Origin of the sequence: Vreelandella azerica, assembly GCF_013112225.1 — a bacterium.
Classification (GTDB): Bacteria; Pseudomonadota; Gammaproteobacteria; order Pseudomonadales; family Halomonadaceae; genus Vreelandella; species Vreelandella azerica.
Genome location: NZ_JABFHI010000001.1, coordinates 125,068 through 137,541 on the forward strand (window position 1 = coordinate 125,068; position 12,474 = coordinate 137,541).

The 12,474-nt window shown below is 56.3% G+C and carries 8 protein-coding genes and 2 pseudogenes; all 10 read left to right on the forward strand.

Annotated elements, in window-relative coordinates; genetic code table 11:
• The first annotated feature begins 54 nt into the window (after positions 1 to 54).
• The 10 genes and pseudogenes from rseP to dnaE all read left to right on the forward strand — a co-directional run bounded on the left by rseP (position 55) and on the right by dnaE (position 12,429).
• Positions 55 to 1,412 (forward strand): annotated as a pseudogene (rseP, locus tag HLB35_RS00640) (RIP metalloprotease RseP).
• Between the two features lie 157 nt (positions 1,413 to 1,569).
• A complete protein-coding gene (locus HLB35_RS18670) occupies positions 1,570 to 2,475 on the forward strand; it encodes a POTRA domain-containing protein (RefSeq protein WP_422822397.1) in 906 nt (301 codons plus the stop codon).
• Entirely contained in the window at positions 2,472 to 3,911 is a 1,440-nt protein-coding gene (gene bamA, locus HLB35_RS18675; RefSeq protein ID WP_422822398.1) for an outer membrane protein assembly factor BamA, read from the forward strand. The genes HLB35_RS18670 and bamA overlap by 4 nt, the downstream gene beginning before the upstream one ends.
• Before the next feature lie 165 nt (positions 3,912 to 4,076).
• Complete coding sequence (locus HLB35_RS00650) at positions 4,077 to 4,583, forward strand: OmpH/Skp family outer membrane protein (RefSeq protein WP_171701132.1); 507 nt, start codon at positions 4,077 to 4,079, stop codon at positions 4,581 to 4,583.
• Between the two features lie 54 nt (positions 4,584 to 4,637).
• Positions 4,638 to 5,675, forward strand: coding sequence for a UDP-3-O-(3-hydroxymyristoyl)glucosamine N-acyltransferase (lpxD, locus tag HLB35_RS00655; protein WP_171701133.1), 1,038 nt, complete (start codon positions 4,638 to 4,640; stop codon positions 5,673 to 5,675).
• A 134-nt stretch (positions 5,676 to 5,809) separates the two neighbouring features.
• The gene (gene fabZ / locus HLB35_RS00660; protein ID WP_171701134.1) at positions 5,810 to 6,253 is read left to right on the forward strand and encodes a 3-hydroxyacyl-ACP dehydratase FabZ; all 444 of its coding nucleotides are present in this window, start codon (positions 5,810 to 5,812) and stop codon (positions 6,251 to 6,253) included.
• Positions 6,250 to 7,017 carry an acyl-ACP--UDP-N-acetylglucosamine O-acyltransferase gene (lpxA, locus tag HLB35_RS00665; RefSeq protein WP_171701135.1) on the forward strand — a complete coding sequence of 256 codons (768 nt, stop codon included), beginning with the start codon at positions 6,250 to 6,252 and terminating at the stop codon, positions 7,015 to 7,017. The genes fabZ and lpxA overlap by 4 nt, the downstream gene beginning before the upstream one ends.
• A gap of 45 nt (positions 7,018 to 7,062) precedes the next feature.
• The gene (lpxB, locus tag HLB35_RS00670; RefSeq protein ID WP_171701136.1) at positions 7,063 to 8,238 is read left to right on the forward strand and encodes a lipid-A-disaccharide synthase; all 1,176 of its coding nucleotides are present in this window, start codon (positions 7,063 to 7,065) and stop codon (positions 8,236 to 8,238) included.
• Positions 8,231 to 8,872 carry a ribonuclease HII gene (gene rnhB / locus HLB35_RS00675; RefSeq protein ID WP_171701137.1) on the forward strand — a complete coding sequence of 214 codons (642 nt, stop codon included), beginning with the start codon at positions 8,231 to 8,233 and terminating at the stop codon, positions 8,870 to 8,872. Before lpxB ends, rnhB begins: the two co-directional genes overlap by 8 nt.
• A gap of 59 nt (positions 8,873 to 8,931) precedes the next feature.
• Positions 8,932 to 12,429 (forward strand): annotated as a pseudogene (gene dnaE, locus HLB35_RS00680) (DNA polymerase III subunit alpha).
• The last annotated feature ends 45 nt before the right edge of the window (positions 12,430 to 12,474 follow it).

Consider the following 12,474-nt stretch of genomic DNA (forward strand, 5'->3'; position numbering starts at 1 on the left):
GTTTTGTTAACGGCTTCGGAAACATCTCGGTAACGGTGGTCAGAGGAGAAACGTGTGGGCCTGATTCAGAATATATTGGCGGTGATTGTCGTCCTGGGTCTGCTGGTGACCTTTCATGAATTCGGCCATTTTTGGGTGGCCCGGCGCTGCGGTGTCAAGGTGTTGCGTTTTTCGGTAGGATTTGGCAAGCCTTTCTGGTCACGCACTGACCGCCATGGAACAGAATTTGCCGTTGCCGCTATCCCGCTGGGGGCTATGTCAAGATGCTTGACGAGCGTGAGGGGCCGGTGCCGTATGAGCAGCTTGATCAAGCGTTCAATCGCAAAAATGTCTGGCAGCGTATTGCCATTGTGGCCGCGGGTCCATTGGCCAATTTCCTGCTGGCTATAGTGGCTTACTGGGCCATTTTTGTGGCGGGAACCACCACGGTAGCTCCCTTGGTCGGCGATGTTACACCAGCTTCACCTGCCGCTGAGGCCGGGCTTGAGCGCGGTGATGAAATTGTTGCCATTCAGGGTGAGTCGGTACGCGCCTGGGATGAGATCAATCTCAAGCTGGTTGCCTTGATCGGCTACGATGGCCGGTTGGAAATTGGTGCCCGCCCCGAAGGGTCTGAACAGGTACGCACTTACGGTCTTGAGGTGGATAACTTTCTGGCTCGCCAGAATCCGCCGCAGCCATTTGGTACTCTGGGTTTTGAACCCTGGCGGCCAGATATGCCTGCGGTGCTTGGCCAGATTCTGGAGGGCGAAGCCGCCGCCCGGGCCGGGCTTCAGGTAGGTGATAGGATTGTGGACGTCAACGGCACTCCGATCAGTAACTGGATGGATTTTGTCAATATCGTCAGGGTGAGCGCTGGGGAAGAGTTGTCATTGAAGATCGAGCGTGGCGGCGATCAGCAATCGCTGACCCTGACGCCGGGCACCAACCCTCAGGCTGACGGTACTGAGATTGGCTATATCGGAGCGGGGGCCGAGCCTGTCACCTGGCCGCAAGAGCTGCGCCGTGAAATCCGCTATGGCCCGCTGGACGCTATGGGGCAGGCGGTTGCCAAAACGGGCGAGATGTCGCTCCTTACTGTTGACGCTATTCGCAAGATGCTGGTGGGGCTGATTTCTCCCTCTAATCTGTCTGGGCCGATCACTATCGCACAGATTTCCGGCGATTCAGCGCGAGCAGGGTTGGAAGCCTTTGTTGGCTTTATTGCCTACTTGTCGATTAGTCTGGCGGTACTCAACCTGCTGCCTATTCCTGTGCTGGATGGTGGGCATTTGCTTTACTATTTGGTGGAGGTGGTTCGTGGGCGGCCTGTTTCTGAGCAGGCTCAGGCGATTGGGCTGCGAATCGGTATCACCATGGTGGGCACCCTGATGATTATGGCGCTTTATTTTGATCTGATGCGCCTCTGGTAGTGAGGTGGATAGCATGGGTCGTATAGCGTTAACTCAGAGTGGCGTGAGCAATTAATAACGTGTGTAGAGGGTAAGTCAACTTGTCATCCCCCTACACAAATGTATATGGTGCCTGTCTGGAAGAATAACGGCAGACCAAAGCGAGCGGACTGACTGCATGAAAATCAAAACACTAGGGATGGCGGCCTTACTGCTGGCCGCGGCCAGCGGTGCCAAAGCACAATCTTTTGACGTTTCCGACATTCGTGTAGAAGGGCTGCAGCGCGTATCTGCCGCTTCGGTCTTCAACGCCTTTCCGGTCAGTGCCAGTGATACGGTAGATGAACGTACGCTCTCTGATGCTGCGCGGCGGCTGTTCGAAACTGGCTTGTTCGACGATGTCTCTTTGGCCCGTGAAGGGGATGTGCTGGTGATTCAGGTAGTAGAGCGGCCAACCATTGCTCGCCTGAATATCGAAGGAAACGAACAGATTGCTGATGCTGACCTGCGCCGTGGCCTGAGCGAAGCGGGGCTTTCAGAAGGTCAGGTGCTGCAGCTTTCAACGCTGGAAGAGATACAGCGCGAACTGGAAGGCGTCTACCAGTCTCAAGGGCGCTACAACTCAAACATTGAAACAAGTGTCGACCAGATTGATGAGGGTCGCGTCCAAGTCGATATCAACATTCGTGAAGGTGAAGTTGCCAGGATTCATCAGATTAATATCGTCGGTAACGAGGCCTTCGATGATGAAACCCTGCTGAACCAGTTTGAGCTTGAAGATCAGCCGGGTTTCTTCTTTGGCCTGTTTTCAAACGACAAATACTCCCGTGAAGCACTGGCAGGTGATATTGAACGCTTGCGTTCTTACTATCTGGATCGCGGCTACGCTGGCTTTGAGGTGACCTCTACCCAGGTGTCCATTGGCCCAGAAAAAAACAAGATATTTGTGACTCTCAATGTGGATGAGGGTGAGCAATATCGGATAGGGGAGATCAGTTTTGATGGCGATCTGCAAATTGGTGAATCGGAAGCTCGTTCACTGTTGCAGATTGAGCAGGGTGAAATTTTTCGCGCCGCGATTTGAATGCGTCAACCGAGGCGATTCGCCAGCGCCTGGGCGCAGAAGGCTTTGCCTTTGCCGAGGTAGAGGGTCGGCCGCAACTGGCCACTGACGGCACCTCAGTTGATCTGGTGATTGGCGTCAACCCAGGGCAGCGTACCTATATACGTCGCATTGAGTTTGTGGGTAATACCACCACAGAAGACGAAGTGTTGCGCCGTGAAATGATCCAGATGGAGGGCGCACCCGCTTCAACCGACGCTATCGCCCAATCGAGAGTGCGGTTGGAGCGTTTGGGCTTTTTCAGTGAAGTAGGAGCCGACACCCGTCGGGTGGCTGGTGAGCCTGATCAGCTGGACGTCACCTATGAAGTCAAGGAGCAACCGTCGGGGTCTGTTTCTGCCAGCGTCGGTTTTTCGCAGAGTGCCGGGGTGATTTACGGCGCTGCTTTATCCCAGAACAACTTCCTGGGAAGCGGTAACCGCGTCAATATTGGCGCGCAGCGCAGCGATACCTTTACTAGTGTCAATTTCGGTTTCACCGACCCTTACTGGACAAAGGACGGTATTTCACGGGGCTATAATGTCTTCTACCGGGAGACGGATTACGAAGATTCCGATATTTCCACCTACTCAACGGATGCCTACGGTGCGGGTATCAACTTTGGCTATCCCGTCAGTGAATTATCGCGGGTTAACTTCGGGGCCAGCGTTGAAGATATTACTGTCAAAACTTATAACGATACGGCTCAGGAGATCCGCCAGTACGTGACTGACGTTGGCGATAGTGCCCAGAGCCTGAAGCTGACCGGCAGCTGGACACGTAATAACCTGAATCGTGGCATCATGCCAACGGCGGGTAATTACCAGCGTCTTTCTATCGAGACAGCCGCGCCGGGGAGTGACACCAGCTATTATAAGGCCCGAGCAAGAGCTCAGAAGCTGTTCCCGATAGATAACGATGATCAGTGGTCGCTTAAGTTCAGTGGCAACCTGGGCTATGCGGATACCTTGGGCGGTAACGATCCTTATCCCTTCTATGAAAACTTTTATGCGGGCGGTCTGGGCTCGGTGCGCGGTTTTACTGCCAATACCCTGGGTCAGCGAACCACGCCACCTCCTGGCAGCACGCGTACTGGTACCCTCGGGGGTAACGTTCTGGTAGAAGGCTCGGCTGAAATAATCTTCCCGTTGCCGTTTATCGAAGACCAGAACTCATTTCAGACATCGTTCTTCTATGATGTAGGTAATACCTTCCTGACTGACTGCTACGCGATTGAATCCGGTACGTCGCGCTGCTCATCCGGCGTTGATCTGAACGATCTGCGTTCGAGCGTCGGGATTGGCTTCTCATGGTTGACGCCAGTCGGCCCGCTGACCTTCAGTTTTGCTGAAGCCGTGGACAGCCAGGAAAGTGATGACACCCAGTTCTTCCAGTTCTCGTTGGGACAGTCATTCTAGATTGATCTGAGCCATTGATGGTGAGCATGTATCAAGCATGGAACAAGCGAGCATGGAACGAGTTAGACGCGACCCTGTCGCTTAATGGAAGCGAGTCATCGATGTCAGCAATTATGCGATTAGCGATGACTTACCCAACGCACTTATATCTACAAGGAGTTAATCATGCGTAAACTGATTGCCGCTCTGGGGGTTTCGACCGCCATGATCCTACCCATTCAGACGGTTTCTGCCGCTGAAGTGGCTGTACTGGACTGGCGTGCCGCATTGATGAATACCCAATCAGCCCAGTCATCACTGAGTCAGCTGGAAAACGAAATTGGTGCCAAGCAGAACGAAGCACAAAGTCTGGCCAATGAATTACAGTCTCTGCAGGAACGTTTACAGAGCCAGGGTGATTCCATGGCGCAGTCGCAGCGTGAGTCGCTGGTTGCTGAGCTGCAGCAGAAAGGTTCACGCTTCCAGCAGCTGCGCCAAGAGGTTTTACAGGCCCAACAGCGCTCAGAGCAGGCATTTCTGGAACAATCTGAAGACAAGTTGGAGCAGGCAGTTGATCAGGTCATTCAACGCCACAGCATTGATATTCTGGTTGAGCCGCAAGGGGTGTTGCATTCCTCCATGGATCTGCCCAATCTGACCAATGAAGTGACTGAAATATTCAACACGCTCTAAACAGCGAATCGTCCTCGGTGCGGCCTGGTCGCATCACTGGCATGACGGGTTTTTATGACGCACCCACAGGTTTCAATGACGCTGGCAGATATCGCACGCCACCTCAATATTCCCGTCAAGGGAGATGGTAACGTCGCTGTTAGTGGCCTGGCGACACTCAAAGATGCTGGACCTGATCAAGTTGCTTTTCTAGCCAATCGCGCCTATGTGAAAGACTTGGCGTCAACCCGAGCGGCAGCAGTATTGTTGCATCCTGATTATGCACAGGATTGCCCGGTTGCCTGCCTGGAAATTGCCAACCCCTATGTCGGCTATGCCCAACTATCGCAGCTGTTTGACCCTTTGGCCGTTAATCGCCTTGAAGCTGGCGTGCACCCAAGTGCCGTCGTGGCTGAAGATGCCAAGCTGGGTCAAGGGGTGCGCATCGAAGCCAATGCGGTGGTGGCCTCGGGTGCGGTACTTGCAGACAATGTTGTGATTGGTCCGGGAAGCGTTGTGGGTGCGGATACGCAGTTGGGTGAAGGCTCGCACCTGCATGCCAATGTCACTCTTTATCACGGTGTGGTAATCGGCAAACGGGTCATTTTGCACAGTGGCTGCGTTATCGGTGCTGATGGTTTTGGTTTTGCCCATGATGGCACAGGCTGGCACAAGATCGCCCAGTTGGGCGGTGTGATTCTGGGCGATGATGTAGAAGTGGGCAGTTGCTCAAGCATTGACCGTGGTGCGCTAGGCGATACTGTCATCGGTAACGATGTCAAAATCGACAGCCAGGTACAGATTGCTCACAATGTGCATATTGGCGACCACACTGCACTTGCTGGCTGTGTGGGTATTGCTGGATCTACCCGAGTAGGCAAGCATTGCATGCTGGGCGGCGGTGTTGGACTGTCTGGTCATCTCACCCTATGTGATGGAGTGCAGGTGACGGGTATGAGTCTGGTGACCAACTCGATTCATAAGCCAGGGGTCTATTCATCCGGCACCGGCGCCATGGCCAACCATCAATGGCGCAAGAACGCAGTGCGTTTCAAACAGCTTGATGAGATAGCTAAGCGTCTGGCAAGGCTGGAAAAACGCCATCAGGGCTGAGTTGGCGTACACCATATTATGCGCTGAAAGGTTGAGACGTTCTTTTAGCGGGTTATAATGCCCGCCCTTTGCCAGCGCGAGCGTTGGACGTATCTGGGTAAAGCCCAGGGTTTTTGTTATTAGAGGTCGCTACGATGGTCATGGATATCAACGAGATTCGCGAATATTTACCCCACCGCTATCCTTTTTTACTGGTGGATAGGGTAACGCAGTTAAGCGTTGGTGAATCCATCGTTGCGTATAAGAATGTCAGCATCAATGAGCCGTTTTTCAACGGCCATTTTCCGCATCACCCCATCATGCCAGGCGTGCTGGTACTTGAAGCGCTGGCACAGGTGTGCGGTATTCTGGGGTTTAAAACGGTCAATAAGCTACCCGCTGATGGCTATGTCTATTATCTGGTGGGCAGTGATAACGTACGCTTCAAAAGCCCGGTCATGCCGGGGGATCAATTGGTGCTCGAAGCCAAGGTGATTCGTGGCAAGCGGGGGATCTGGAAATTTGCCTGCCGCGCAACGGTAGATGGGGCGCTTGCCTGCGAAGCTGAGATCATTTGCGCTGAGAGGAAGGTGGCTTGATTCATCCTACTGCTCTGGTTGACCCAGCGGCCCAACTGGCAGATGACGTGGACGTCGGGCCTTTCAGTGTTATTGGCCCCAATGTCACCATTGGCGCGGGTTCAATCATTGGCCCTCATGTGGTCATCAAAGGCCCGACGGTGCTGGGCGAAAGAACGCGTATCTTCCAGTTTGCGTCGGTGGGTGAAGACTGCCAGGACAAGAAATATGCCGGTGAGCCAACGCGCCTGGTGATGGGGGATGACAATGTCATCCGTGAAGGCGTTACCCTGCACCGAGGTACCGTGCAGGATCGCGCAGAAACCACCATAGGCTCACGCAACCTGTTCATGGCCTATGTGCATGTCGGGCACGATTGTGTGGTGGGCAACGATTGTATCCTGGCCAATCAGGTAACCCTGGCAGGCCATGTGACACTCGGTGACCACGCCATTCTGGGTGGCCTGTCAGCAGTTCACCAGTTCTGCCATTTCGGTGAACATGCCATGGCAGGTGGTGGCTCCATCATCACCAAGGACACGCCCGCCTTTATGATGATTAACGGTAACCCCGCCGAGGCGCGCGGCCTGAATCTGGTTGGCCTGAAGCGCCGAGGGTTCAGCCGGGAAGCCCTCAATGCATTAACCGATGCATACAAGCTTGTTTACCGTCAGGGGCTGACCGTTGAACAAGCACTGACTACCATGCGCGAACGTTACACGCTGCCTGAAATCGAGCGTTTTGCTGCCTCTATCGAGCGCTCATCGCGTGGTATCGTGCGTTAACGCCTAGCGACGCCGATAAGACGTCATAGGCAAGGAGCAGGCACGATGACCATCAAGCGCGTTTATCTGGTGGCCGGTGAGCTTTCCGGCGATATTCTCGGGGCAGGCCTGATACGCGAGTTACAGTTGCGCCATCCTGAGGTGGAATTTCGCGGCATCGGCGGCCCGCGCATGCTGCGTCTAGGCATGAATAGCCGCTTCCCGCTTGAAACCCTTTCCGTGATGGGATTGGTTGAAGTCCTCAAACACCTTCCTGAACTGCTCAAAGTGCGCAAAACTCTGCTGATTGATGCCCTGGCCTGGCAGCCGGATATCATGGTCGGCATTGATGCGCCTGACTTTAACCTGGGGCTGGAGCGCAAGCTGCGCGATAGCGGCGTGACCACGGCGCACTACGTCAGCCCTTCAGTATGGGCCTGGCGCCAGGGGCGCGTCAGAAAGATTGCCCTGGCGGTCGATGGCATGCTGACCCTGCTACCCTTCGAAGCCGATTTCTACCGTCAGCATCAGGTGCCGGTCAGTTTTGTCGGTCATCCGTTGGCGGATGAAATGCCGCTGGAAAATGATCGTCAAGGAGCCCGGGAGGCGTTGGGGCTAACGGTCGATCAGCCGGTGCTGGCGCTGCTGCCCGGCTCGCGGGCCAACGAAATACGCTTTATGGGCGCTACCTTTCTGATGGCACTGGAGAAGGTCTGTCACTCTTACCCGGCCTTGCAGGTCGTGATTCCTGCGGCCACGCCCCAGCGCTCACAGGAAATCACCGCGCTGCTGGCTGATTTCCCAGCCTTACAAGGGCGCATCGTCGTGATCCAGGAACAGGCCCGTGAGGCCATGGTGGCCAGCGATGCCGTACTATTGACCTCTGGCACTGCCGCACTTGAAGCCATGCTGTGTCATCGGCCCATGTTGGTGGCTTATAAGATGGCACCTGCTACCCACTGGCTGGCCAAGCGTTTGGTTAAGACCCGCTGGATTTCGCTACCGAACCTGATCGCCCAGGAGAGCATCGTGCCCGAGCTGATTCAGGAGGCGGCGACCCCAGACGCCATTGCCAGCGAGCTTGTGCAGCTGCTGGGCGATAACACAGCGCGACGCGCCCTGGAAACCCGCTTTGCCGCCATGCATGCCGACCTGCAACGTAACGCCAGCCGCCGCGCTGCCGATGCCATTGAAGCTTTGATCGCCGGCCAACCGCTCTGCGAGGTCAGTGCCGATGGCTAAGCCAACGCAACAGGCGCCGCACAAAGCGCCACCCGAATGGCCGCCTATCGAGATTGGCTACCAAGGGCGTTTTCTGGCTGGCGTGGATGAAGTGGGGCGTGGCCCTTTGGTAGGTAGCGTCGTAGCCGCTGCCGTCATTCTCGATCCACAGCGGCCCATTCATGGGCTGGGTGATTCCAAAAAGCTGACCGCGCGCAAACGCGATTCACTAGACGGCCAGATTCGCACCCAGGCGCTGGCCTATTGCGTGGCACAAGCCAGCGCCGCCGAGGTCGATCAGCTGAATATCTATCACGCCACGCATCTGGCCATGCGCCGCGCGATTGACGGCCTCAGGCCCGCCGCTGAATACCTGCTGGTGGATGGCAACCGACTGCCAGGTCATGCTTTGCCGGGCCAGGCGGTAGTTAAAGGGGATGCCCGCCATCATGCCATAGCGGCAGCGTCGATTATTGCCAAGGTCGCCAGGGATGCGCAGATGCAGGCGCTGCATGAGCGCTACCCCGAGTACGGCTTTGACCGCCACAAGGGCTACCCGACCCGGCAGCATCTGGCTGCGCTTGAAGCCTATGGCCCGCTGGCCGAACACCGGCGTAGCTTTGCGCCTGTACAGCGGCAGTTGGCGTTACGCTAGCGGGCCAGCCGCTGGCCTATGTGTTTTTCAGTCATTATTGTTTTCCATACGAGAGTGTCATGACGGTTCCCTTTGTTCATTTGCGACTCCATAGCGAATACTCCCTGGTCGATGGGCTGGTCAAGCTCAAATCGCTGGTGTCGACCACCGCTGCCCGGGAAATGCCTGCCTTGGCGCTGACGGATGAGGCGAACCTGTTTGGTCTGGTCAAGTTCTATACCGCCGCCCAGGGCGCCGGCCTGAAACCCATCATCGGCAGTGACCTGTGGCTGCATAACCCCCACGATGACGCCCATCCTTACCGGCTGACGCTGTTGGCGATGAACGCCACTGGCTACCGCAACCTGACCGAGCTGATTTCCAAAGGCTGGACCCACGGCCAGCGCCAAGGGCGAGCGATTCTTGATAAACGCTGGGTTATGGCGCAAAGCGATGGCCTGATTGCGCTTTCGGGCGGGCGTGACGGTGAAGTTGGCCGCCACCTGCTGAGCGAGCACTATGAGGATGCCAAGTCGCTGCTGGGCGAGTGGCAGACCGCATTTCCCGAGCGCTTCTACTTGGAGCTGGTGCGCACCGGCCGGGCGCTGGAAGAAACCTGTGTGCATGAAAGCGTGCGTCTGGCCATTGATACCGGCACCCCAGTGGTGGCGACCAATGATGTGCGCTTTCTTGAGCGCGAGGATTTCTGGGCCCATGAAACCCGGGTGGCGATTGGTGAAGGCAAGGCGCTGGACGACCCGCGCCGTGAGCGCCGCTACTCGGAAGAGCAGTATCTGAAAAGCCCTGAAGAAATGGCAGCGCTGTTTGCGGATATTCCCGAGGCACTGGAAAACAGCGTCATGATCGCCAAACGCTGCAGTGTCGATGTGCGCCTGGGTGAGATATTCCTGCCTGAATATGAAATTCCGGACGGCATGACCCAGGACGAATTTTTCCGCAAGATTTCCCACGATGGCCTGACTGAACGCCTGGACTTTCTGTTTCCAGAGGCGCAATACCCACGTGACAGCGAAGAATATCAGGCCATTGATCAGCGCTACCGGGAACGTCTTGATTTCGAGCTGGATATCATTATCCAGATGGGTTTTCCTGGCTACTTCCTGATCGTGATGGACTTTATCCAGTGGGCCAAGGATAACAAGGTGCCGGTCGGGCCAGGGCGGGGGTCCGGTGCAGGCTCGCTGGTGGCTTATGCCCAGAAGATTACTGATCTTGACCCGATTGGCTACGATCTGCTGTTTGAGCGCTTCCTGAACCCCGAGCGTGTTTCCATGCCCGATTTCGATGTCGATTTCTGTATGGAAAAGCGCGACAAGGTCATCGACTATGTGGCTGACCGCTATGGCCGCGATGCGGTCTCTCAGATCGTCACCTTTGGCACCATGGCCGCCAAGGCGGTGGTGCGCGATGTGGCCCGCGCTCAGGGCAGGCCCTACTCGCTGGGCGATAAGCTCTCCAAGTTGATTCCCTTTGAAGTGGGCATGACGCTCTCGAAAGCCATCGAGCAGGAAAGCGCCCTGAAGGAGTTCATCGACGCCGACGAAGACGCGGCTGAAATCTGGGAAATGGCGCTCAAACTTGAAGGCACTACCCGGGGAACCGGCAAGCACGCCGGGGGTGTGGTGATTGCCCCTACCAAGCTGACCGACTTTGCCCCGCTGCTGTGCGATGAAGACGGCTCCGGCCTGATGGTGCAGTTCGATAAGAACGATATCGAAGAGCAGGGCTGGTCAAGTTTGACTTTTCGGACTGCGCACCCTGACGATTATCGACTGGGCGCTGGAAATGGTTGATAAGGTGCGCGCCGTGAATGATCAGGCGCCGCTGGATATTGATGCCATTCCCCTGGATGACGGCGCGACCTTTGAAATGCTCAAGCGCGCCGAGACCACAGCGGTCTTCCAGCTGGAATCCCGCGGCATGAAGGAGCTGATCAAGCGTCTGCTGCCAGATTCCCTGGATGACATGATCGCCCTAGTGGCGCTGTTTCGCCCCGGGCCGCTGCAGTCTGGCATGGTGGATGACTTTATCAACCGTAAGCACGGCCGTGCGGAAGTCTCCTATCCGCACCCGGATTACCAGCACGAACTGCTCAAGCCGGTGCTCAGCCCGACCTACGGCATTATCCTGTATCAGGAACAGGTCATGCAGATTGCCCAGGTCATGGCAGGCTACTCCCTGGGTCAGGCGGATATGCTGCGGCGTGCCATGGGCAAGAAAAGCCGGAGGAAATGGCCAAGCAGCGCGCTGGCTTTATGGAGGGCTGTGCCGCCAACGGGATTGATAAAGACCTGGCGGGTAATATCTTCGACCTGGTGGAAAAGTTTGCCGGTTACGGCTTCAACAAATCCCACTCGGCGGCCTATGCGCTGGTGTCCTATCAGACCGCCTGGCTAAAGGCGCACTATCCAGGGCCTTTCATGGCGGCGGTAATGTCCACTGAAATGGACAACCTGGATAAGGTGGTGCCGCTGATTGAAGAGTGCCGCCACCTTAAGCTGACCGTGACGCCCCCGGATGTTAACGTTGGCGGCTACAAATTTACCGTCGATGAGCAGGGGCGCGTGGTCTATGGCTTGGGGGCGATTCGCGGCGTCGGCGAAGGCCCCATCGGCGCCATCGTGGCCGCTCGGGAAAGCGAAGGTCCTTTCAAGGATATTTTTGATTTCTGTCGGCGTATCGACCCCAAGCGCATGAATAAGCGTACCCTGGAAGCGCTGATTCGTTCCGGCGCCCTGGATAATCTGGGCCCCAATCGCGCCGTGCTCACGGCTGCCGTGGAAGACGCCCTGAAAGCTGCCGCCCAGAATCACACCAACCAGAATCTGGGCATGCTGGATATGTTTGGTGATGCCTTTGAGGCGGCAGAGGATAACGATGTCTACGCCGAGTACCGTCAGGTACGTGAGTGGACCGATCGTGAGCGCCTGGCCGGCGAGAAAGATACCCTGGGGCTATATCTGACCGGCCACCCGATTGATGAATACGAGCGCGAGCTGAAACGCTTTGTATCGACGCGGATTGTCGACCTTGCTGCTTCCCGCGAGCCTCAGCGAGTGGCTGGCCTGGTGGTTGGGGTGCGCACGATGAAATCCAAGCGCGGCGATACCATGGCGTTTGTGACCCTGGATGATCGTACTGGGCGGATTGAAGCCTCCCTGTTTGGGGAGCTTTTTGATCAGGTGCGTAGTCAGATAGAGTCCGATCAGGTGCTGATCGTGGAAGGCGATGTCTCCAACAATGACTTTTCCGGCGGTCTCAAGCTGCGCGTCAAGGATGTCACGCCCATGGTCACAGCCCGGGTGCGCTACGGCGAATCGATTGATGTGGCGCTTAATGCCGAGCGGATTAACGGCCGCCTAGTGGAAAGCCTGCGCAACAGCCTGACGCCTTACTGCGATCCGGCTGGGCTGCCTGTGCGCCTGCATTATCGCCACCCCGAAGCCAGCGCCTGGCTGCAGCTGGATAACAACTGGCACGTTGCCCCCAGTGATGACCTGCTGCTGGCGCTGCGCGATGTAGAAGGTCAATCCGGCGTTCAGTTACGCTACCGCTAACGGTTTGCGTCCCTGAATCAAGGTGCGATAATGCGTCCCAATAAT

Bases quoted from the DNA above. Each gene is read 5' to 3' on its own strand.
- HLB35_RS18670 (WP_422822397.1), top strand. From the start codon at position 1,570: ATGAAAATCAAAACACTAGGGATGGCGGCCTTACTGCTGGCCGCGGCC.
- HLB35_RS00650 (WP_171701132.1), top strand. From the start codon at position 4,077: ATGCGTAAACTGATTGCCGCTCTGGGGGTTTCGACCGCCATGATCCTA.
- lpxD (WP_171701133.1), top strand. From the start codon at position 4,638: ATGACGCACCCACAGGTTTCAATGACGCTGGCAGATATCGCACGCCAC.
- fabZ (WP_171701134.1), top strand. From the start codon at position 5,810: ATGGTCATGGATATCAACGAGATTCGCGAATATTTACCCCACCGCTAT.
- lpxB (WP_171701136.1), top strand. From the start codon at position 7,063: ATGACCATCAAGCGCGTTTATCTGGTGGCCGGTGAGCTTTCCGGCGAT.
- rnhB (WP_171701137.1), top strand. From the start codon at position 8,231: ATGGCTAAGCCAACGCAACAGGCGCCGCACAAAGCGCCACCCGAATGG.